The sequence below is a fragment of the Heliomicrobium modesticaldum Ice1 genome, from assembly GCF_000019165.1.
Taxonomy (GTDB): domain Bacteria; phylum Bacillota; class Desulfitobacteriia; order Heliobacteriales; family Heliobacteriaceae; genus Heliomicrobium; species Heliomicrobium modesticaldum.
This window is the reverse complement of the sequence record NC_010337.2, coordinates 177,031-197,705: the sequence shown is the minus strand read 5'-3', so window position 1 is coordinate 197,705 and position 20,675 is coordinate 177,031. Positions and strand designations below refer to the sequence as shown.

At 55.1% G+C, this 20,675-nt stretch carries 22 protein-coding genes and 2 pseudogenes; all 24 read left to right on the top strand.

Annotation, left to right across the window (positions count from 1 at the left end; translation table 11 throughout):
* The first annotated feature begins 162 nt into the window (after positions 1 to 162).
* The 24 genes and pseudogenes from HM1_RS00855 to HM1_RS00740 all read left to right on the top strand — a co-directional run bounded on the left by HM1_RS00855 (position 163) and on the right by HM1_RS00740 (position 20,424).
* Positions 163 to 504 (top strand): DUF3852 domain-containing protein, encoded by a 342-nt coding sequence (locus tag HM1_RS00855; RefSeq protein ID WP_012281355.1) that lies wholly within the window; start codon positions 163 to 165, stop codon positions 502 to 504.
* 74 nt (positions 505 to 578) lie between these two features.
* On the top strand, positions 579 to 1,436 hold the full coding sequence (locus HM1_RS00850; RefSeq protein ID WP_015049869.1) for a conjugal transfer protein TrbL family protein: 858 nt from the start codon (positions 579 to 581) through the stop codon (positions 1,434 to 1,436).
* Positions 1,433 to 2,002, top strand: a complete 570-nt coding sequence (locus HM1_RS00845; protein WP_012281353.1) for a DUF7768 domain-containing protein — start codon at positions 1,433 to 1,435, stop codon at positions 2,000 to 2,002. Before HM1_RS00850 ends, HM1_RS00845 begins: the two co-directional genes overlap by 4 nt.
* Before the next feature lie 13 nt (positions 2,003 to 2,015).
* The gene (locus HM1_RS00840) at positions 2,016 to 2,318 is read left to right on the top strand and encodes a hypothetical protein (RefSeq protein ID WP_012281352.1); all 303 of its coding nucleotides are present in this window, start codon (positions 2,016 to 2,018) and stop codon (positions 2,316 to 2,318) included.
* Positions 2,315 to 2,905, top strand: a complete 591-nt coding sequence (locus tag HM1_RS00835) for a hypothetical protein (protein WP_012281351.1) — start codon at positions 2,315 to 2,317, stop codon at positions 2,903 to 2,905. Before HM1_RS00840 ends, HM1_RS00835 begins: the two co-directional genes overlap by 4 nt.
* 109 nt (positions 2,906 to 3,014) lie before the next feature.
* Positions 3,015 to 3,206 carry a hypothetical protein gene (locus tag HM1_RS00830; protein ID WP_015049870.1) on the top strand — a complete coding sequence of 64 codons (192 nt, stop codon included), beginning with the start codon at positions 3,015 to 3,017 and terminating at the stop codon, positions 3,204 to 3,206.
* A complete protein-coding gene (locus HM1_RS00825) occupies positions 3,190 to 3,825 on the top strand; it encodes a Fic/DOC family protein (protein WP_012281349.1) in 636 nt (211 codons plus the stop codon). Before HM1_RS00830 ends, HM1_RS00825 begins: the two co-directional genes overlap by 17 nt.
* 179 nt (positions 3,826 to 4,004) lie before the next feature.
* Entirely contained in the window at positions 4,005 to 5,837 is a 1,833-nt protein-coding gene (locus tag HM1_RS00820) for a VirB4 family type IV secretion system protein (protein ID WP_012281348.1), read from the top strand.
* Between the two features lie 67 nt (positions 5,838 to 5,904).
* A pseudogene (locus HM1_RS00815) lies at positions 5,905 to 6,255 on the top strand (amidoligase family protein); the annotation flags it as partial.
* 147 nt (positions 6,256 to 6,402) lie between these two features.
* Positions 6,403 to 7,626 (top strand): site-specific integrase, encoded by a 1,224-nt coding sequence (locus tag HM1_RS00810; RefSeq protein ID WP_012281345.1) that lies wholly within the window; start codon positions 6,403 to 6,405, stop codon positions 7,624 to 7,626.
* The gene (locus tag HM1_RS00805; protein WP_012281344.1) at positions 7,626 to 8,612 is read left to right on the top strand and encodes a tyrosine-type recombinase/integrase; all 987 of its coding nucleotides are present in this window, start codon (positions 7,626 to 7,628) and stop codon (positions 8,610 to 8,612) included. The genes HM1_RS00810 and HM1_RS00805 overlap by 1 nt, the downstream gene beginning before the upstream one ends.
* Complete coding sequence (locus HM1_RS00800) at positions 8,609 to 9,634, top strand: site-specific integrase (protein ID WP_012281343.1); 1,026 nt, start codon at positions 8,609 to 8,611, stop codon at positions 9,632 to 9,634. Before HM1_RS00805 ends, HM1_RS00800 begins: the two co-directional genes overlap by 4 nt.
* A gap of 105 nt (positions 9,635 to 9,739) precedes the next feature.
* Positions 9,740 to 10,450, top strand: a pseudogene (locus HM1_RS00795) (amidoligase family protein); the annotation flags it as partial.
* Positions 10,451 to 10,469: 19 nt separating this feature from the next.
* Entirely contained in the window at positions 10,470 to 10,964 is a 495-nt protein-coding gene (locus HM1_RS00790) for a gamma-glutamylcyclotransferase family protein (RefSeq protein WP_012281341.1), read from the top strand.
* Positions 10,965 to 10,968: 4 nt separating this feature from the next.
* Positions 10,969 to 12,054 carry a M23 family metallopeptidase gene (locus HM1_RS00785; protein WP_012281340.1) on the top strand — a complete coding sequence of 362 codons (1,086 nt, stop codon included), beginning with the start codon at positions 10,969 to 10,971 and terminating at the stop codon, positions 12,052 to 12,054.
* Between the two features lie 17 nt (positions 12,055 to 12,071).
* A complete protein-coding gene (locus tag HM1_RS00780; RefSeq protein WP_012281339.1) occupies positions 12,072 to 12,437 on the top strand; it encodes a DUF6103 family protein in 366 nt (121 codons plus the stop codon).
* A 33-nt stretch (positions 12,438 to 12,470) separates the two neighbouring features.
* A complete protein-coding gene (locus HM1_RS00775; protein ID WP_012281338.1) occupies positions 12,471 to 13,352 on the top strand; it encodes a ParM/StbA family protein in 882 nt (293 codons plus the stop codon).
* Between the two features lie 4 nt (positions 13,353 to 13,356).
* Positions 13,357 to 13,650, top strand: a complete 294-nt coding sequence (locus HM1_RS00770; RefSeq protein ID WP_012281337.1) for a hypothetical protein — start codon at positions 13,357 to 13,359, stop codon at positions 13,648 to 13,650.
* Positions 13,651 to 13,760: 110 nt separating this feature from the next.
* Entirely contained in the window at positions 13,761 to 14,018 is a 258-nt protein-coding gene (locus tag HM1_RS00765; RefSeq protein ID WP_012281336.1) for a DUF6103 family protein, read from the top strand.
* A 404-nt stretch (positions 14,019 to 14,422) separates the two neighbouring features.
* On the top strand, positions 14,423 to 14,830 hold the full coding sequence (locus HM1_RS00760; protein WP_041313024.1) for a hypothetical protein: 408 nt from the start codon (positions 14,423 to 14,425) through the stop codon (positions 14,828 to 14,830).
* Positions 14,831 to 14,841: 11 nt separating this feature from the next.
* Positions 14,842 to 16,626: a MobP3 family relaxase gene (gene mobP3 / locus HM1_RS00755; protein ID WP_012281334.1), complete on the top strand. Its 1,785-nt coding sequence runs from the start codon at positions 14,842 to 14,844 to the stop codon at positions 16,624 to 16,626.
* Positions 16,627 to 16,775: 149 nt separating this feature from the next.
* The gene (locus HM1_RS00750; protein ID WP_012281332.1) at positions 16,776 to 18,281 is read left to right on the top strand and encodes a toprim domain-containing protein; all 1,506 of its coding nucleotides are present in this window, start codon (positions 16,776 to 16,778) and stop codon (positions 18,279 to 18,281) included.
* Positions 18,282 to 18,337: 56 nt separating this feature from the next.
* Positions 18,338 to 20,158 carry a VirD4-like conjugal transfer protein, CD1115 family gene (locus tag HM1_RS00745; RefSeq protein WP_012281331.1) on the top strand — a complete coding sequence of 607 codons (1,821 nt, stop codon included), beginning with the start codon at positions 18,338 to 18,340 and terminating at the stop codon, positions 20,156 to 20,158.
* An 11-nt stretch (positions 20,159 to 20,169) separates the two neighbouring features.
* Positions 20,170 to 20,424 carry a helix-turn-helix domain-containing protein gene (locus HM1_RS00740; protein ID WP_012281330.1) on the top strand — a complete coding sequence of 85 codons (255 nt, stop codon included), beginning with the start codon at positions 20,170 to 20,172 and terminating at the stop codon, positions 20,422 to 20,424.
* Positions 20,425 to 20,675 lie beyond the last annotated feature (251 nt).

Sequence of the window (20,675 nt, the reverse complement as noted above, 5' to 3'; positions counted from 1 at the left end):
GGATAAACATTTATCTCAGTTTAGCAAGGTTATCCGAGTTCTCGGATAACATTGCGCCGGTCAAGCCTTAAAAATACCATCAGAAAAAGAATGGACCGCAGGGCAAAAACAGCTTTGCGGTTTTTTCTTTTTCAGCAATAAAGGATGAAAGGTGGAAAAACCATGAAAAAAACCAAGAAGCTTCTGCTTGTCTTTTGCCTTATCCTTGTCCTGACAGGCATATTCTGCGTGACCGCCTATGCCGATCCCACCGGCGATGTGGCAGGGGCGATTGAAGGGACGTGGAAAGACGCGTCCGCGCAGATCAAAACCGTGGTCAACAAGGTGGTGTTCCCCGCCATCGACCTGATCCTGGCCGTGTTTTTCTTCGCCAAACTGGGGATGGCGTACTTCGACTACCGCAAACACGGGCAGTTTGAATGGGCGGCGCCGGCGATCCTGTTCGCAACCCTTGTGTTTATGTTAACGGCCCCCTTATACATCTGGAGCATCCTTGGCATGTGACAACTGTAAAATGATGCGCGGGAGCCTGTGTAAAAGCAGGCTCTCCGCTTTTCGGGAAAGGAGTGACACGCCCAATGTTTATATGGGATTTTGCCGCCGACCTTGTGCTGGGACAGATCATGGACTGGATATATGCGCAGATTGTTGGATTTCTCGGTGAGTTTTTCTCCATGATGGGCAACATGGGCGCCGAGTTGTTTGAGATGAGCTGGGTGCAGGCTGTCGTGCTGTTCTTCTCTTATCTCGCGTGGGCGCTTTATGTGACGGGGCTGGTGGTCTCCGCCTTCGAGTGCGCCATTGAATACCAGTCCGGACGCGGCAGCGTCAAAGACGCAGCTCTTAACGCCTTTAAGGGATTTATGGCGGTCGGACTGTTTACCGTTGTCCCGGTGGAGTTATACAAGCTGGCGATAACCCTGCAGGGCAGCTTTACATCGGGCATCACCGGTCTTGCCAACGGCGGGATCAGCGCCATGACGCTTGCCGCCCTCGCCAATGTCGGCGGCTTCGGATTCAACCCCATCATGGGGCTATTCTGCGTCATCCTCATGGGCTACGCGGTGATCAAGGTGTTCTTTGCCAATCTGAAACGCGGCGGCATTCTGCTGATCCAGATCGCCGTGGGGAGCCTGTACATGTTCAGCGTTCCCCGCGGCTACATTGACGGCTTCATAAGCTGGTGCAAGCAGGTGGTGGGCTTGTGCCTCACCGCGTTTTTGCAGTCCACCATTCTCATCGCGGGGCTCATGGTGTTCAACAGCAGCATGCTTTTAGGCCTCGGCCTGATGCTGGCGGCCTCGGAGGTGCCAAGGATCGCGGGGCAATTCGGGCTGGACACCTCCACCAGGGGCAATCTGATGAGCACCGTGTACGCCGCCCAAACAGCGTTCAACATGACAAGGACGGTGGTAAGGGCGGTGGCGGCGAAATGACGGATAAGAAGCTGGTCTATATTGCCTCGCCCTATGCCGGAGATATCGAATACAACACCCGGATGGCAATAAAATACTGCCGCTACGCCGCGGAACACGGCGTTATCCCTCTGGCTCCCCATTTGCTGATGCCGAGATTTCTCTGCGAAGCGAATCCGGAAGAACGGGAGCTGGGGATCAAAATGGGGCTGCAGCTCCTTGCCTTATGCTCCGAACTGTGGGTCTTCGGCGGCCGGATATCCGAGGGCATGCGGCGTGAGATCGCGGAGGCCGAAAGGCTCGGCGTCCCGATTAAACACATCGGCGAAATTGAAATGACGGGAGTGAAGGATATGAAAAAATACGGAATATGGGCGAAAAGAAGCGCGGCCTCCGTCTGCGGCGCGGCGGAAGCCTGGCTCAAGTCGGACGGAAAGCCCATGACTTTTGACACTTATGAGGAAGCGGCGGGCAAGGCCGAAGCGCTTATGAAGAATATCGGGACGGTCAACGTTTCCTATTATCCCAGGCCAATGGAACAGGAGCCGGAGGACGCGCCCGCTCCCAGCATGAGTATGAAATTATAAGGAGGGCTGAAAAGTGTATATTTACCCCGACAATTTGAAATCCAAGGCGGTGCTGTGGCTGTGGCAGCTCCGGGACATCGGCGTGATCGGTATCGGTTGCCTTATCTCTGTTTTCGCACTGGCGCAGCTTGGTTTTTTGCTTCCCATCGTGGCGACGGCTCTCTACGCCTTTTTGACCATTCGATTTGACGACACCAGCATCCTTGACTTTATCCGCTATGCCTGCGCCTTTTTCCTGACCGGGCAGCAGTTCTACGAATGGCGGCTGCAATCCGGCGACCATTGGGAACCGGACGGAAAGCGGGTGGGCAAATGAGCAGAAAAGAAAAAAAAGAGCAGAAGCAAAGGCAGGCCACGCGGCAGCTCATCAACACCAGAGCCATCACCGACTACAGCCTGCAGACCTACGGCCACGGCGAGCTGGTATATTTTATCATCAAGCCCAGCAACATTTCCGTATTGTCCGAAGCCAGCGTCTCGGCGCGGATCTACGCCTTGATGACCGTGCTGAAAGGCATGGCGGAGATTGAGATGTGCTGCCTGAATTCCCGTGAGAACTTTGAGGACAACAAGCGGTTCCTGAAAAGCCGCGCGGAACAGGAGGACAATCCGGCCGTCCGCAAGCTGCTGGAAGCGGACCTGACCTTCCTCGACCGCATCCAGGTGCAGATGGCGACCGCGAGGGAATTTCTCATCATCATCCGGCTGCGCGATGAAAAAGAGAGCGAGGTGTTCCCCTACTTAAACCGCATTGAGAAAACCCTGCGGGAGCAGGGCTTCTCTGTCAAGCGGGCCGGCAAAGAGGATATCAAGCGGCTGCTGGCGGTCTATTTCGAGCAAAACGTGACCACCGAGCGGTTTGAAGATTTTGACGGAGAGCGGTGGATCATTTTCGGAGACTGATGAACAAAAAACATGCATAAACCGCAGTGCAGCAAGGTCCAGGATATCCCGGTGTTGTTTGAATTAATAGTGAAAATATTGTATAATATAAAGGTAAGGTGGTGTTCATATGAGAGATCTGGAAAAACTGATAGATGAGGTAAACGGCTCAATGTCAATGGAAGGCATGCCGCTTACGAAGGATGATAAAGATAGAATCAGACGGTGTGCCGGGAATGATAAACTGGTTGAAAAAACCATAGCTGAGCTCGTTAAAAAGCACACGGCTGCCAGGAGCTATAGCCATGAGCAGCAACTATGAATACAGTTATGAGTGGGATCAAAGATATTGCTACCCTCATTCCAATGTTCTTATCAACAAGCTGGGCATCAGGGATGCTGAAAAGCTCCAGATAGCCGAAAGAGAAATAACTTCCTTGAGAATTGCCAATGCCAAAGTAAATGTTATAAAAGGCAATTTTGATCTGCTCCATTTACGACAGATTCACAAGTATATATTTGGCGATATCTACGAATGGGCGGGCGAAATCAGATGGGTGAACATCGCAAAAGGAAATATGTTTTGCAACTATGAGTTCATCGAACAAAACGCCGATCAGCTCTTCGCTAAGCTGAAAAAAGAAAATTACTTGAAAGATGCCTCCGCAGATGAAATTCCCATCCGTCTTGCGTATTATCTTGGTGAAATCAATGTCCTTCATCCATTCAGAGAAGGAAACGGCAGGGCGCAGAGGCTCTTTATCGAGTATTTGGCCGAAAATGCAGGCTATAGCGTAGACTTTTCCGAGGTGACCGACAAGCAAATGATTGAAGCAAGCGTGGCATCCTTCTCATGCGATTATACCAAAATGAATGAATTGTTCATCAAGATAACCAAGCCTCTGACAGAGAACAGCATCACTCAAATTTTCATGGGATAAAGACTAAAAAATATAGGGTCATTATTGCATAGAGAGCATTAGCTTTACCGGCTGATGCTCTTTTATATTATCATCATATATAAGCCGTTTGCTTTGTTGTGGAAATAGAGCAAGCGGCTTTTTTTCTGTTCAAATCCGGAAAAAATTAAATTTTCCGCTCATTAAGGAGATGATACCATATGCCCAAAAAAGTCCGTTCTCCCGCCGCAGCGCGGCAGGATGACATACGCGTGCAGGAATTCCTTGACATGATCGCGCCGTCGGTCGTCAAATTCTATACCGACCACTTCATTTGCGGCAATACCTACCGCTGCGTGTGGGCGCTTCGGGAGTATCCGACCGCCACGGAGGAACAGGCCATCCTCCGGCACCTGGGCGAGAAGGATGGCGTCACCCTGCGCATCTATACCCGCCATGTCACACCGGTGGAGGAAAGAAAAATCATATCAAACGCCGCCAATAAAAACCGCATGAAGCGAAGCAGCACCAACGACCTGCAGCAGACCGTCGCCGCCGAGAGCAACCTGCAGGACGTGGCCAATATCGTGGCTTCCATGCACCGGAACAAGGAGCCGCTGCTCCACGCCGCCGTATATATCGAACTGTCCGCCCACGACCCCGACCAGCTCAAGCTGCTGCAGACCGAGGTGCTGACAGAGCTCATACGGAACAAGCTCAATGTGGACCGGCTCCTGCTCCGCCAGAAGCAGGGATTTATTTGCGCAATGCCTTCCGGCTGGAACGTGTTCGGCGACCAGTTTGAGCGTGTGCTGCCTGCGTCGTCAGTGGCCAACCTCTATCCCTTCAACTACAGCGGCAAAACCGACGAGCGCGGGTTTTACCTCGGCAGGGACAAATTCGGCAGCAACATCCTTGTGGATTTCAACAAGCGGGCCGATGACAAGACCAACGCCAACATCCTGATCCTGGGCAATTCCGGCCAGGGCAAAAGCTATCTATTGAAACTTATCCTCACCAATCTGCGGGAGTCCGGCATGCATGTGCTGGCTTTAGACCCTGAGATGGAATACGAGGAACTGACGGTAAACCTCGGCGGCTGCTTCATAGACCTCATGTCCGGCGAATACATCATCAATGTGCTGGAGCCGAAAACATGGGATATATCCGGCGACCCCGGGGACACCGGTGCACCCCAGGCGTTCCGGCAGACATCCAAACTCAGCCAGCACATCAGCTTTCTCAAAGACTTTTTCCGCTGCTACAAGGACTTTGACGACCGGCAGATCGACACCATTGAGATCATGCTGGGCAAGCTCTACGACAAATGGGGCATCACCGACCGGAGCAATTTCGACCGGCTGAAGCCCGCGGATTACCCCATCCTGTCCGACCTGTACGAGCTGGTGGAGGCCGAGTACAAAGCCTTCGACGAGAGCCGCCGCCAGCTCTACACCGCCGACACGCTGCGGGAAATCTGCCTTGGACTCCACTCCCTGTGCAAGGGCGCGGAGTCCAATTTTTTCAACGGGCACACCAATATCACTGGCGGCAGCTTCGTGACCTTCGGCGTCAAGGGGCTGCTGCAGGCGTCGAAGAACATCCGCAACGCCCTGCTGTTCAACGTGCTGTCCTTTATGAGCAACGAGCTGCTGACTGCCGGAAACACGGCCGCCTCCATCGACGAGCTGTATTTATTCCTCACAAACCTGACGGCGATAGAGTACATCCGGAATTTCATGAAGCGTGTGAGAAAGAAGGACAGCGCCGTCATTCTCGCCTCGCAGAATCTTGAGGACTTCGACATCGAAGGCATCCGCGAATACACCAAGCCCCTGTTCTCCATACCTACGCACCAGTTCCTGTTCAACGCGGGCAACATCGACGCCAAATTCTATATCGAAAACCTTCAATTGGAGCAGAGCGAGTACAACCTGATCCGCTATCCGCAGCGCGGCGTGTGCCTCTACAAATGCGGCAACGAGCGGTACAACCTCATGGTGACCGCGCCGGAACACAAGGCAAGGCTCTTTGGAAAGGCGGGCGGCAGATGATGAGAAATATAGAGATCAAAAAAAGCATGGGCGGGATGCGAATGCCGTAGCGAGGGGGTGAAGGATTTTGGAGATGAAAGAACAGCGCTTCGGCATCGAAATCGAATTGACAGGACTGTCCCGCCTGCGCGCCGCCCAGGTCCTGGCGGAATACTTCGGCACGCCGGTTTCCAATGACGGGGGCTATTATGGCATCTATTCCGTCCTGGACGGCCAAAGCCGCCGGTGGAAGGTCATGAGCGACGGCAGCATCACTACAGAGAAAAAAGAAGGGCGGCGGATTGTTCCTGCCGACAGCACCTACAGCGTGGAACTGGTCAGCCCCATCTGCAGGTATGAGGATATCGAAACCATACAGGAAATCGTCCGCCAGCTCCGCACAGCCGGAGCCATCGCCAACGCAAGCTGCGGCATCCATTATGGCAAGAAGAACGTTATGCTAAGTTATTCTGCATTTTCAGCAGTATGGCACGCTCTAACTCTCACGGTTGATTGATTTTCTTCGCATAATATTCCACACTCATATCATCCCAATCAAGGGAAATATTTTTGTGGAGGTATCGAAATGAATCAACCAACCCCGAATCAATCACCGGTTCAAGCACTTGTCAACAGACTTGAATCGTATCTGGTGACACAAAATTACACCGTTGACACCCTACGGCACTATCGGCACGTCTGGCGACAGCTTGCCTGTTACGCCGATGAGAAAGGAATCGTAACTGCTGACGCCGAGTGGATGACGCAGTTTTTGCGCGAACATTACGGCATCAGCGATGGGAACTCGCTTACCAGAACGCAAAAAACCTATTACCGCGCCGCCGGTATGCTCTGCGATTTTCAGCGGTATGGGTATGTATTGCGTCGCAATCATACTAAGCGGGAGATATTCCCCCGGCGATACCAGTGCATATTTGAAGCAGCGGAGAAATATTGCGCACAAAACCGCATAGCAGAGAGAACACGACGGCAGTTTAGCGTACACCTACGCAGATTCGTATCCTTCTTGGAATCACGGAACCTGCGGATAGAAGCGATTGAGGCGGCTCATATGCGCGAGTATTTCCTTACGCTTGAGCCGCTGGCGAAGACCACTGTTGCCTTTGATCTTTATGTATTGCGTTCTGTTCTGCCCCTGCTGTTTGCGGACGGCGTCGCCTCGTCGGACTTGTCATTGCTCTGCCCTTCGGTGCGCGTCCCAGCTAGAGCCAAAATCCCATCAGCATACTCGCCGGAAGATATTCAGGCGATTCTGGATGCCGTGGACAGGGAAAACCCGCAGGGAAAACGCGATTACGCAATCCTGTTGCTTGCCGCCCGGCTTGGATTGCGTGTCGGCGACATCCGCGAACTGCGCTTTGAAAATATTCGCTGGGATGAGGCTGAAATCCGTTTTATTCAAAGCAAAACCGGCAACGAGATTGTCCTTCCGCTTTCCCATGAGCTTGGATGGGCGCTCATTGACTATGTGAAAAACGGACGTCCCATAACCGACAGCAAAGTCATATTTGTGCGCCACATCGCCCCATATGATGCATTCGGGAAAAACAACAATCTTAATAGCATTATTTCCAAGTACTTTAAAGCAGCCAACATCTATGTGCCTCCGGGCAAAAGGCACGGAATGCATGTGTTCCGCCACAGCCTGGCGAGCAGCATGCTGGCAAATGGAACGCCGCTGCCGGTTGTGTCGGAAGCCCTTGGTCACAGCGAGACGAATACCACCGCCAGATATCTTAAAATTGCTGTAGAGCAACTGCGGAGCTGCGCGTTGGAGGTGAGCGAGTGATGAAACCATGCAAAACTTCCTTACAAAGCCCGTTTGCGGCGCATATTGAGGCGTTCATCTCGCAAAAGCGAGCATTAGGATACCGCTACGGCGCAGAAGAACATCAGCTTCGGCGGTTTGATGTTTTTTGCGTGGAACAGAAAATTACCGAACCTACGCTGACAAAAGAATTAACGGAACAGTGGATTGAAAAACGAGCCGGGGAAGCAGCCAAAAGCCAGCATCTCCGTTGTTCTGCAATCCGTCAGTTCGCACTGTTTCTTTCGTCATGCGGGCTGGCGGCATATGTTTTACCGGTTCGAAAGAACACGGTGTCCCAGAGTTATGCGCCGTACATCTTCAGCGCAGAGGAATTGAAGGCGATTTTTCATGCTGCCGACCAAATGACGCCTTGCACGGTATCACCGTTTATCCACGAAGTGATGCCGATGATCCTCCGGCTTCTGTACGGCTGCGGTCTGCGGAGCGCCGAGGCATGTCATCTCAAAAAATGTGATGTTTCGCTGGACGACGGTGTGCTGACCATCCTGAACGCAAAGAACGAAAAGGATCGTCTGGTGCCGATGTCCGATTCCCTTGCTGACAGATGCCGCGCGTATTCTGAGCGGATGGAACTCCTGTGCCCGGATACCGCATATTTCTTTCCGAACAAATACGGTGGCTGCGTTGAACCGTTTACGATTTATCCATGGTTTCGCCGGTTCCTCTTTGAAGCAGGTATATCGCACCATGGGCGGGGCAAGGGGCCGCGCGTACACGATCTCCGGCACACGTTCGCCGTTCACAGCCTGCGAAAAATGGCCGGGGACGGCATGGATTTGTATTGTGCGCTTCCGGCGCTGTCCATGTATTTGGGACACGAGAATATTTCCGCGACCGAGAAATATCTTCGCATGACTGCGGCGGTTCACCCCGAAATCCTCGGACAGCTTCAGTGCGTTTACGGCAACATGCTGCCGGCGGCGGATTTGGAGGTGGCACAATGAAACCTTCGGATTTCGCTTACGCGCTGACGAAATATTTATCCGCTTATCTTCCCGGACAATGCAATGCCAGCGAAAACACTGTCCGCGCGTACAGGGATACGTTTAAGCTCCTGCTGCGCTTTGCGGATACGCAGCGAGGCATTTGTCCGGAACGTCTAACCCTCGCGGATGTTGACAAATCATTTGTTGAGGGCTTCCTGTCATGGCTTGAAACTGTGCAGGGCAACGCTGTGTCCACACGAAATCACCGGCTTGCGGGAATTCACGCCTTTTTCCGGTATTTGCAGAGCGAAAAGCCGGATATGATGCTTCAGTGCCAGCAAGTGCTCAGCATCCCGGTAAAAAGAACAGTGAAGCCAACCGTGAATTATCTGACGGTGGACGCGGTAAAAACCATTCTGGCCATGCCGGATACTTCAACCGTTTACGGAATGCGCGATCTCGCCTTGCTCGGTCTCCTTTATGACACGGGCGCGCGCGTTAGTGAACTCATAGAGTTAAGACCGAAAGATTTGCGTCTGGCCGCGCCGCCGGTTGTGACGCTCTTTGGCAAGGGCCGAAAATCCCGGCAATGCCCGCTCTCCTCAGAAATGACAGGTCATCTCGTGAAGTACTTGTCTGCTTGGGGTTTAGATGCTCCGGCTAAGTCCGATCATCCGCTGTTTGTCGGTCATAATGCCGAAAAACTGACACGAGCCGGTGTCGCGTATATCCTTAGTAAATACGCATCCGCCGCTCGTGAGAAAGATGCAAGCATTATCCCAACCATAGTGTCGCCGCATATGCTCCGGCACAGCAAGGCCATGCACTTGCTCCAAGCCGGGGTGAATCTCGTATATATTCGAGATTGGCTGGGACACGCCAGCGTCAAAACTACGGAAATCTACGCAAGGGCAGACTCCGAAATGAAACGTGCAGCCTTGCAGAAAGCGGCTTCCACAGTTATGCCGCAGCATAGTCGGCAATCATCGTGGTCAGAAGACGTTGAGCTGATGAAGTGGCTAAGTTCTCTCGGTAAGTGAAAATGTTATGCAAAGTCATTTGACGGTTAAGCCGCATGCTATGCGGCTTGCCGCCATTGACTCAGCATAATGTTCTTCTTGTCATAATGGATGTTATGCAAAGCTTCACATAACATCCATGTCCACGTGGACGCCTCGCCCCACAACGCCAACACCCTGCGCAACATCACCAACATCATGGCCAGCAAGGAGGACTTGATCTACAAGGCGCTGCAGGTGAGCGTGGCACGGGAACGCCGCTACTGCAAAAAGGTGGAGCAGAGCTTTTTGGAGGAACTCAACCGCAAGAAGCCGAAAACCCTGGAGCAGGTCAGCCGGATCTGGTACAACGGTAACGACGGTAGGCATGAGCATTACCACAACAGCCGCTACCACTGTTTGAACCTCCACAGCGTGTTCCAGAAGGGCACGATTGAATTCAGGCTGTTCAACGGCACCACCCATGCCGGAAAGATCAAGGCATACATCCAGATCTGCCTTGCCATCAGCCATCAGGCACTGACACAGAGGTGCGCCAGCCGCATCAAAACCCAAAGCACCAATGAAAAATATACCTTCCGCACCTGGCTTCTGCGGCTAGGCCTTATCGGCGACGAATTCAAGACCGCCCGGCTTCATCTCCTGGAACATCTGGACGGCTGCATCGCGTGGAAAGACCCCGCCCAGGCGGAACGGCAAAAACAAAGGCTAAGGCAGAAAAAAGAAAAGGAACTGGCGCGGGCCGCCGGGGCCGTACAGGCGTCACAGGAACAAGATCAAACAGACATGGAACAGGCCGGGACTGAAGAAGGACCCGGCCTTTCCATGTCCATGTAGCAAGGAGGAATGAGAGAAAATGAAAAGCAAAACCCTATACATCGCCTACGGCAGCAACCTCAACCTGACGCAGATGGCCTGCCGCTGCCCCACCGCCAAAGTAGTCGGGACAAGCGAGCTTAAGGATTATGAGCTGCTGTTCAGAGGCAGCCGCCATAGCGCGGTGGCAACGGTGGAACCCTGCAAAGGCGGCTGTGTGCCTGTTCTTTTATGGACGCTGAAGGAAAAAGACCTGCAGGCTCTCGATCGCTACGAGGGATATCCCCACTTTTACCGCAAGAAAATCCTCAATGTGGAGCTGAAAGGCGGGATCGTTTCCGCCATGGCGTATATCATGAACGACGGGCATCCCTTCGGCGCGCCCTCGGATCACTACCTGAACACCATCCTGGAAGGCTATGAAAGCGCGGGCTTTGACACCGAGGTTCTGGAACAGGCGGTGGAAAAATCCATCCGGCTGGCCGAGGAACAGCAGCCGGAACAGGAGAACCTGTTTGGCCTGAAATGGTGGTGAGAGCATGGCTGATCCCGCAACCATCACCCTTGCGGTCAGGGCGGCCGTCGCCGCGGCAACCGACAAAAGGACATGGAAGGCTGCCGGCGTTCTTGTCGCCGCCATCCTGACGCCCTTTATCCTTATCGTCGTGATGATCGTGAGCCTGCTCTCGGCTGCGGCGGATCACAACAGCAACGCCATAGAATTGTGCTTCAACGGCGGCGCTATCTCTTCCCGGGTCCCCGCCGATTACGCCGCCCATATCCGGGAGATGCGCAACGGCTTTTCGGAGCTTGACGCCGCCATCGCCGACATATCTTCGCAGGTGGAGGATGGACAGCTTGACGCCACCCGCATAAAGGCGGTTTTTTATTCTCTGTTCTTCGGCGCTGAAAACTTGCGGATGGACGCCTCGGATTACCGGGCCTTCGCCGACTGCTTCGTGCGGTACGAAACCCGCGCCGAAAAGGATGAGGACGGCAACAAAACCGGTAAAACCTACACCGTGGCCGTGCCGCTTAAATCCCTGCCGGAGATCTACGCCAACCTCCAAACCACCCTGGGCAGGACAATCACCCATGAGGACCGGGCCAACGCCTCGGAGATTTACCACCGCATATTGTACGGCGGCGGCATCCCCACCTATGGGGAGGCGTTCAACGCCTGGTCAAACGGACTGCCTCTGTCCGACGCGCCCTTTGTCGGAGCCGACGGCTTCTGTTCTCCCCTGGGGGAAGGCTGGCGCGGCATGGTGACCTCGGAATTCGGGTACAGGACCGACCCATTCACTGGTCGGCACAAAGGACACTCCGGCATCGACCTGGCCGCGCCCCAAGGGACGCCAATCCGCGCTGCGCTGGACGGCACGGTGCTGTTTGCACGCTATAAGACCACGGGCTACGGCTATCATTTAGCCATCGACCACGGCGGCGGCTTTGTCACTTTCTACGCCCACTGCTCCAAAATCCTCGTCACCGAGGGTCAGGCGGTCAAGGCCGGCGACATCATCGCGGAGGTTGGCAGCACCGGAAGAAGCACCGGCCCGCACCTGCATTTTGAGGTGCGCATCAATGGAGAAATCCAAAATCCAAGAAGCTATCTGCCGTAGAAAGGAGGAAATGAGACATGAGAGAAACGGAACTTACGATACTGTTCCCCACGGAGAAGCTGGAGGCCCTCCGTTTTTTTATGCGCAAAAAAGAGCTGGACATCGAACGGGAGATGAAGGATTACCTTGAAAAAACCTATGAGAGGATCGTCCCCGTCCATGTCCGGGAGTATGTGGAAAGCAGGATCGGACAGGAGCCTGCCCAGGAACAGATGCCAGGACCGGAAGCCCAGGAACGGCAGACGGAACCGCAGCGCCAGCCAAGGCAGACCCGCCGCCAGCGTGAGCAGGCAGCAACCGAGGCGCCTTCCTCTCCGCAAGCTCAGACCGGGACGGAGGGACCTGCCGAGGAAGAAACCCAGGGCATGACCATGAGCATGTAAACAGCGGAAAGGAAAAAGGAGGTGTTAATTTTAATGATTAAGCTTGGTGTGGACAACGGAAACTACAACACCAAATCCTCGGAGGGGATGCTCTATGCCTCCGGATACACTGCAAGCGACAAGGAATTCATCACGCCGGATATGCAGCTCTTCTACGAGGGCAGATATTACGCCATCGGCGAGCGCCGCATGCGTTTTCAGCAGGACAAGACCAGAGAGCCGGATACCTTTATGCTTACGCTGCCGGCAATCGCGGATGCGATGAAGCACGCGGGAACCACAAGCGCGGAAATCGCCCTTGGCGTGGGCCTGCCCATTGGCAGCTACGGGACGCAGAAGGAGGCATTTCGGCGATATTTTCTGCGTGACAATGTTTCGTTCTTGTTCGAGGGAACGTCTTACCGATGCCGCATCGCCGAGTGCAAGGTGTTCGCGCAGGGTCATGCGGCGCTGTGCCGGTATTATCCGCAGCTGAAGGATTACCGAAGCATCACGCTGGTGGATATCGGCGGGTATACGGTGGATATCCTCACACTCCATGACTTCCGGCTGGACAGATCGAGCTGCGCCAGCCTGCGCATGGGAACCATTACCCTCTACAGCCGGATTCAGGATACGCTCCAGCGCAATGACATCCTCCTGTCGGACGAACTTATCACCGACGCGATCCGCGGGGATATCCAGCACGCCGACAGCAAATTGATCCATGCTGTGGTGGAGCAGGCTGTGGTGGCTTACTGCAAGGAGCTGCTCAATGCGCTCCGGGAGCGCGGACTTGACCTGCGGCTCCCCACGGTGTTCGCGGGCGGTGGTGCGGAACTGCTCGAACTCATGCTGCGCAGGAGCGACATCAATACTGTGGCTGTGCTGAACCGGTTCGCCAATGCGGACGGCTACAAGCTCCTGATGGGGTGAGCCTATGTCCGGGCGAAAACGATATTATCTCTCCTTCGATATGGACAACCCAAGACATCGGGAAGCCGAGACACTGTTTGCGCGGCAGGCCAGCAGGCAGCGCACCGAGTATGTGGTTACCAGCATCCTGACGGCACATCAGACGGAAAGCCTGGAGCAGGTTGTCCGGCAGGCGGTCAGGGACGAGCTGCGAAATGCTGCGCCGCCACCGCAAACCACGCTGCCAGAGGAAACGGATGATGGTGTTCGGCTGTCCGATCTCCCCGGCAGCCTTATCCGTGCGCTGGAGGAATTGTAACCATGTTGGCTCATTTTCCTGCTGCCGTTATGACGGCGGGTCAGGAAAGTACACCAACATGGCTCACTTTTTCCTGCGATACAGAAATTTTGTAAAGGAGTGAACCTACTATGAGAAAATCAACCGTCCAAATCCAATACGACGCCGAGAAGCTTCGCGCCATCCGCCAGTACATGGGCAAAGAGGACACGGAGTTTCAGGCCGAGCTGGAGGATTTTCTCCAGAAGCTCTACGAAGAACACGTTCCCGCTCCCGTCCGGGAATACATTGAAAGCCGGAAGTTCCCGGAACCTGAAAGGCCTAACCGTCCCTCATGCCCCGCTCCATCGGCACCGGCGAAAAACAACAGCGCGGGCGGGAATGCGTAAATGCGGTTTGGACGCACTGTCGCCGCCTGTGTACCCCTGTGTCCGCTTTTTGCGGCGGGGGTGACATCATAACACCTGCGGGCAGAATAACGCCCCGTATCGGGGCTTTGTGAGCGGGAAAACAAAAAAGCGGACGCAGGCATGGAAGCTACCCTCCCTTTTGGGGGGTGAACCATGGGGTCGAAAACCTTGCAGGTTAAAGAGGCGGGGTCGCAAACGCCTCCGCCTCGGCTCACATCAGCCCGCAATGCGGGCTGAAGGACGTTTCCCGCCGGGGTCGGATTTTGTCATTTGGGGTTGCTACAGGAGTCGCAGGCCGCGGCAAAGCCCATAGCCGAAGGCTTTTCACAGGCGTCGCGACAGGCGTTGCGGCAAAAATGCGCACCGGATTGGAGGTGGACAATATGGCAGAAGAAAACAAAAAGAAATTCCCCTTGTGGATGCGCCCGGAAACGCGGAAGCAGGTCAAGGAATGGTATAAAAAGGACAACTGCGGCAGCCAGAGCGAGTTCATCGAAAAGGCGGTCCTGTTTTACTGCGGCTACATCTCCGCGGAAAACAGCATGAAGTATTTGCCCGCCGCCCTAACCTCCGCCATGGCCGGGGTGGTGGAAAGCTCGGAGAACAGGATCGCCCGCCTGCTCTTCAAGCTGGCGGTGGAAATGTCCATGATGATGAACATCATCGCGTCCAACGCGGAGATTGACGAAGCCCTGCTGCAGAGGCTGCGGGGCAAGTGCGTGAACGACGTGAAGAAATCCGTCGGCGCCGTCACCTTCGAGGACGTGGTGAAATTCCAGAAGGGCGAGTAAGGTGACATACCATGCCGAGGATTATCTTCAAATGCCGTTACCTGAAAAACGCGCCGGAACACCTTGCCAATTTCATAGAATACGCAGCCACCCGCGAGGGCGTGGAAAAAGTGCCGGACAGCACGGGACTGCTTCCCGCCACCCAAAAACAACAGCGGCTCATCGCAGAAATCATAAGCAAGCTTCCCGACACGGCCGGCCTCTTCGAGTACGAAGACTACTTTAAAGATAAGACCAGGGAAAACGCGTCGGAGTTTATCGCCGTGGCGCTGGAGCAAAACCTCGATCTCCTCGGCAAGCGCGAAAACTATGTCGGATACATCGCCAACCGCCCGGGGGCGGAGGCCCTTGGCAGCCATGGCCTGTTTACCGACGCCGACCTGCCTGTGGTGCTGTCCAAAGTGGCAGAGGAAGTCGCCAATCACGCTGGCAACGTGTGGACCAATGTCATCTCCCTGCGCCGGGAGGACGCGGCTCGGCTCGGCTACGACAACGCCAAAGCGTGGCGGGACCTGATCCGGGGACAGCGCAACCATATCGCGGAGCAGATGAAGATTGCCCCGGAAAATCTCCGCTGGTACGCCGCCTACCATAACGAGGGTCATCATCCTCACGTGCATTTAATCGCATACTCCGTTAACCCCACGGAAGCCTATCTCACCAAACAGGGCATTGAAAACATGCGAAGCAGCCTGGCAAGGGAAATCTTCAAACAGGACCTTATTCAGATTTATTCCGAACAGACGAAGCGCCGCGACGCCCTGACCAGACAAAGCCGGGAGTCCATGCGGGAAATCATCGGTCAGATAAGTTCGGGAGTCTGCGAAAACAAAACCATTGAGGAATTGATTGCGCGCCTGGCGGAGCGGCTCAAGCACACCTCCGGCAAAAAGAAATACGGCTATCTGAAAGCGCCCCTCAAGGCGGTCGTCGATCAGATCGTGGACGAGCTGGCCAGGGATGAGCGGGTAGCCCGGTGCTACGAAAAATGGTGCGAGCTGCGCAACGAAGTGCTGCGCACCTATGCCGACATGCTTCCCGATCCGCTGCCTCTCTCCAGACGGAAGGAATTCAAGAGCATAAAAAATATGGTGATCGCCGAGGCAATGAGCATCGGCGGCCACCATTTCACTTTTGAGCCGGATGAGGATATGGAAACAGACATGTATCTCGCGGGAGAAGATATTCCCAAGGATGTGTCCGCGACGGCTGCATATTTTGAAAAGACGGCCCGGCTGGGCAACGTCCATGCCCAATACGCGCTGGCAAAGCTGTATCTTACTGGAGAGGATATGCCCAAAGATGTTCCGAAGGCCGTAGAACTGCTGGCAAAATCCGCAATGCAGGACAATTCATTCGCCCAGTACAGGCTGGGCAAGCTCTACCTGCTGGGAAAGGATGTTCCCAAAGATGTGGATGAGGCCGTCAAGTGGCTGACTGCTTCCGCGGAACAGGGAAATCAATATGCGCAGTATGCGCTCGGCAAGCTCTACCTTATGGGGCATGAGGTTCCAAGGGACCGGGAGGCCGCGGTACGCTGGCTTTCTCTGTCAGCCGGACAGGGAAACATCTATGCGCAGTTTTTCCTCGACCGCGTGGACTCCTTCCGCGAACCGTCGGTCCTGCTGGCGGCCACACGGCTCATGCACCACCTGGGCAATATCTTCCGCGACGAGCAAAAGCGATTTGGCGGAGGCGTTATGCAGGTGGATCGCAAGCTGCGCAAAAAGCTGGCGCAGAAAAAAGCGGCCCAGGGCCACGCCCATGACGATCGCGAACCTCGCCAAAGCTATTAACAGGAGGGATTTCCATGATGAAAGAATATTTACGCAAAAAAGATAAAGTGCTTATCCCGCGTTTGCCTTCCAATCGCAAGCCGCTCCCGCAAAGGGCGGCTTTTTTTGGCAGGTGCGGCAAACGGAAACGCTGACCGGGGAGGGATATCATGAGCAAATACATTCCCTTCACCGATGAACAAAAACGCCGGGCCAATTCGATAGACATAGCGGACTTCCTGCGGCGCCAGGGAGAGCAGCTCACCCGCGCCGGAAGGGACTGGCGCTGGAAGCGGCATGACAGTGTGACCATCCGGGGCAACCAATGGTACAGGCACAGCAGGGAGGAAGGCGGCCTTGCCATCGACTTCGTGCGGGAATTCTACGGCCTGTCCTTTCCGGAGGCGGTGACGCTGCTCCTGGGCGGCGAAGGGGGCGTGGAATGGAATCAAACCCATAAAAGCGCCCCGGCTCCCCGCAAACCCTTTGCACTGCCGGAAATGAACAGCGACATGCGCCGCGTCTATGCGTACCTGATCAAACAGCGGTTCATAGACCGGGATGTTATCGCCCATTTCGCGAAGTCAAAAATGCTTTATGAAAGCTGCGAGCGGTCCGCGGATAAAACAAAAGAATATCACAACGCTGTTTTTGTCGGGTATGATGAAAACGGCGTCCCGAGGCATGCGCACAAACGGGGGCTTTACACCGTGGGCGGCAGCTACCGGGGCAACGTGGAAGGCAGCGATCCGGCATACAGCTTCCATCATATAGGCGCTAACGACACCTTGTATGTGTTTGAAGCGCCCATAGATATGCTGTCCTTTATCACCCTCTACCCGGAGGACTGGAAGCAAAACAGCTATGTGGCCCTGGACGGCGTGGCCGAACACGCCCTGCTGCGGCAGCTTGAATTAAACCCCCGCCTGCAAAAGGTTGTACTGTGCCTGGACCATGACGAGGCGGGCATCGAAGCCGCGGGACGGCTGGCCGAAATCCTCAATGCGCGGGGGTGCAGGAAGGTGCCGGTCCGGCAACCGGAATACAAGGACTGGAATGAAGACTTAAAAGCAAAGAACGGCGTCGCACCCATCCCGGCACAGGGCCATCCCAAGCTGGAGGCCCTGCCGGAAATCTGCGCCGGGCTTTATGAAACCTGCAAATCTTTAATATCTACGCACAACCCGTACGCTATGCTGCTGGAGCATTATGAAAAGCTGAAACCCCTGATAGCAAACGGAAAATTGCCGCAGGGAAAGGCGCCCGCGGTGACGGAGCATCTGAGAGTCATGGCTGCGGCAGCTCTGCTTGCCGCCCAAAGACAATACCGGCAGATGGAACAGCCGGCGGCCATAGAGCAGCTCATTGCAGAGCTTCAGGACAGCTACCGTCTCCACCGGGACAGGGGCATGCTGCGCTCCAGGGCGGACGACCTGCGGCAGGACGTTTCCTCTCTCAACCGCCAGATCAGCGCAGCCGGCCTCCGCAGTCCGGAAGACAAGCATAATCTCATCGCATCCTATCTGCGCCTTGCGCTGGACTGCGTCAGGTCGCAGATTTTTGTCCGCCTTGAAGAACTCAAACAGAATACTGAAACGCTTTGCCTGCAAAAAGCGGACGGAAATGTTCGACAGGCGGAGCATACGGGTTTGGCGTCACAAAGACTCATGCTGTAGAATTGCAAATCCTTCTCCACAAACAGCAAGCAAAACCACCCATAAGGAGGTGTCCCATGCAAACATCCCAAATCATCACGCTGACCGCCGCGGCCTTGACCATGTTCGGGGTTATCGGCTTCCTTTCCCTGCTGGCCCATTATTATACTCTAAACGGAATCAAATCCAAAACCGTCGGCGACGGACAGCACGGCACCGCGCGCTGGGCGACAAAACAAGAAATTCATAAGACATATGTCCATCTGCCCTACACGCCGACGCTGTGGCGGCGGAAAAAGAACCTGCCCTCCGCCCAGGGGCTGGTGGTGGGCTGCAAAATATCCCGCGGCCGCGTCACCGCCCTGGTGGACACCGGCGATATTCACTGCCTCATGATCGGTGCCGCCGGCGTCGGCAAGACGGCTCATTTCCTGTACCCCAACCTGGAATACGCCTGCGCCTCCGGCATGTCCTTCATCACAACCGACACCAAGGGCGACCTGTACCGCAACTACGGCGGCATCGCGAAGGAACACTACGGCTACGATGTGGCGGTCATTGACCTGCGTAATCCTACCAGAAGCGACGGCAACAACATGCTCCATCTGGTCAACAAGTATATGGACGCCTATATCGCCGATCCGGAGAACCTTTCTTTCAAGGCCAAAGCGGAGAAGTACGCCAAGATCATCGCCAAGACCATAATAAATCCGGGAGGTGCGGACGCGGCCGCCTACGGGCAAAACGCTTTCTTCTATGACGCCGCCGAGGGGCTTCTGACCTCCGTCATCCTGCTCGTCGCGGAATACTGCCCGCCGCCCAAGCGGCACATCATCAGCGTGTTCAAGCTGATCCAGGACCTGCTGGCTCCCTCCGGCGTCAAGGGTAAAAACCAATTCCAGCTGCTGATTGAAAAGCTGCCTCCGGAGCACAAGGCCCGCTGGTTCGCGGGGGCGGCCGTCAACAGCGCGGAACAGGCCATGCAGAGCGTCCTCTCCACGGCACTGTCCCGCCTGAACGCCTTTCTGGATTCCGAGCTGGAGCAAATCCTCTGCTTTGACACCGCCATCGACGCGGAAAAGTTCTGCACTAAAAAAAGCGCCATCTTCCTGGTCATGCCGGAGGAAGACAGCACCAAATACTTTTTGATCAGCCTCATCGTCCAGCAGCTCTACCGGGAGATGCTGGCCGTGGCCGACGAGCATGGCGGCAGGCTCCCCAACAGGGTCATGATGTACCTGGACGAGATCGGCACCATTCCCAAGATTGAATCCATCGAGATGATGTTTTCCGCCTCCCGTTCCCGCCGCATATCCATCGTGGCCATTATCCAGAGCTTCGCTCAATTGGAGAAGAACTACGGCAAGGAGGGCGCGTCCATCATCGTCGACAACTGCCAGGACATGGTGTTCGGCGGTTTCGCGCCCAACAGCGAGTCCGCTGAAGTTTTGTCAAAAGCCCTCGGCAACAGGACCGTAATGAGCGGCTCGGTAAGCCGCGGCAAAAACGATCCCGGCCAGTCCCTGCAGATGATCCAGCGCCCCCTGATGACGCCGGACGAGCTGAAAAGCATGCCCAAAGGCCGCTTCATCGTCACCAAGACCGGGGTCAATCCCATGCGCGGCACCCTCAAGCTGTTCCTCGAATGGGGCATCACCTTCGGCAAGCCCTATGAGATTGCGGAGAAATCCGCCCGCAAGGTGGTCTACGCCGACCGCGGGGAGCTGGAACAGGAAATCATCCGGCGGCACGCGGCCTGCGTGGATACCGACGAGGAACCGGAAGCGGCGGCGGGCGGCATGGCGCACGCGCCCGTCAGGGAAGAAGCGAAAGCCGCGCCGAAAACAAAAGCGCTGCTTAAATCAAGGCAGCCGGAAGCGCCTGTTCGGATTGAGTAGGAGGTGAAGCTGTGGGTTACTTTGCATCCCTTTATGCCTCGGAACTGCCCCACCGGGCGGTGGCCGTGTACATGTACCTCAAGGACCGGGCGGACAAGGACGGCAAGTGCTACCCGGCGATTAACACCATCGCCGCGGAGCTGAAGCTGTCCCGCAGCACCGTCAAGCGGGCCATCGGCGATCTTGTAAAAAGCGGCTGGATTCGCAAGGAGCAAAGATGGCGTGAAAACGGGGGAAAGAGCAGCTGCATGTATTATGTCCGGTAGCCGGACGCGCGCCGGGACGGCAGAAAACCTATCGCCGCGCCAAGGGGGCGGTCTGCCCCTTTGGCGAACCATGGCACGGTCCACGATGAGCCATCTACTGAACTGCCCACTCTGAAATATGTTAAAGAGCAGAAAAGAAACAAGAATACCCTTATTAGCTTATCCGGCATATTCTCTATACTATTTTGATATGTATGCGAACGCTGATTTTTATATTGTTTACGCTGATGTTTCATGGTAAAATATATGAA

Bases quoted from the DNA above. Each gene is read 5' to 3' on its own strand.
- HM1_RS00855 (WP_012281355.1), top strand. From the start codon at position 163: ATGAAAAAAACCAAGAAGCTTCTGCTTGTCTTTTGCCTTATCCTTGTC.
- HM1_RS00850 (WP_015049869.1), top strand. From the start codon at position 579: ATGTTTATATGGGATTTTGCCGCCGACCTTGTGCTGGGACAGATCATG.
- HM1_RS00845 (WP_012281353.1), top strand. From the start codon at position 1,433: ATGACGGATAAGAAGCTGGTCTATATTGCCTCGCCCTATGCCGGAGAT.
- HM1_RS00835 (WP_012281351.1), top strand. From the start codon at position 2,315: ATGAGCAGAAAAGAAAAAAAAGAGCAGAAGCAAAGGCAGGCCACGCGG.
- HM1_RS00830 (WP_015049870.1), top strand. From the start codon at position 3,015: ATGAGAGATCTGGAAAAACTGATAGATGAGGTAAACGGCTCAATGTCA.
- HM1_RS00825 (WP_012281349.1), top strand. From the start codon at position 3,190: ATGAGCAGCAACTATGAATACAGTTATGAGTGGGATCAAAGATATTGC.
- HM1_RS00820 (WP_012281348.1), top strand. From the start codon at position 4,005: ATGCCCAAAAAAGTCCGTTCTCCCGCCGCAGCGCGGCAGGATGACATA.
- HM1_RS00810 (WP_012281345.1), top strand. From the start codon at position 6,403: ATGAATCAACCAACCCCGAATCAATCACCGGTTCAAGCACTTGTCAAC.
- HM1_RS00805 (WP_012281344.1), top strand. From the start codon at position 7,626: ATGAAACCATGCAAAACTTCCTTACAAAGCCCGTTTGCGGCGCATATT.
- HM1_RS00800 (WP_012281343.1), top strand. From the start codon at position 8,609: ATGAAACCTTCGGATTTCGCTTACGCGCTGACGAAATATTTATCCGCT.
- HM1_RS00790 (WP_012281341.1), top strand. From the start codon at position 10,470: ATGAAAAGCAAAACCCTATACATCGCCTACGGCAGCAACCTCAACCTG.
- HM1_RS00785 (WP_012281340.1), top strand. From the start codon at position 10,969: ATGGCTGATCCCGCAACCATCACCCTTGCGGTCAGGGCGGCCGTCGCC.
- HM1_RS00780 (WP_012281339.1), top strand. From the start codon at position 12,072: ATGAGAGAAACGGAACTTACGATACTGTTCCCCACGGAGAAGCTGGAG.
- HM1_RS00775 (WP_012281338.1), top strand. From the start codon at position 12,471: ATGATTAAGCTTGGTGTGGACAACGGAAACTACAACACCAAATCCTCG.
- HM1_RS00770 (WP_012281337.1), top strand. From the start codon at position 13,357: ATGTCCGGGCGAAAACGATATTATCTCTCCTTCGATATGGACAACCCA.
- HM1_RS00765 (WP_012281336.1), top strand. From the start codon at position 13,761: ATGAGAAAATCAACCGTCCAAATCCAATACGACGCCGAGAAGCTTCGC.
- HM1_RS00760 (WP_041313024.1), top strand. From the start codon at position 14,423: ATGGCAGAAGAAAACAAAAAGAAATTCCCCTTGTGGATGCGCCCGGAA.
- mobP3 (WP_012281334.1), top strand. From the start codon at position 14,842: ATGCCGAGGATTATCTTCAAATGCCGTTACCTGAAAAACGCGCCGGAA.
- HM1_RS00750 (WP_012281332.1), top strand. From the start codon at position 16,776: ATGAGCAAATACATTCCCTTCACCGATGAACAAAAACGCCGGGCCAAT.
- HM1_RS00745 (WP_012281331.1), top strand. From the start codon at position 18,338: ATGCAAACATCCCAAATCATCACGCTGACCGCCGCGGCCTTGACCATG.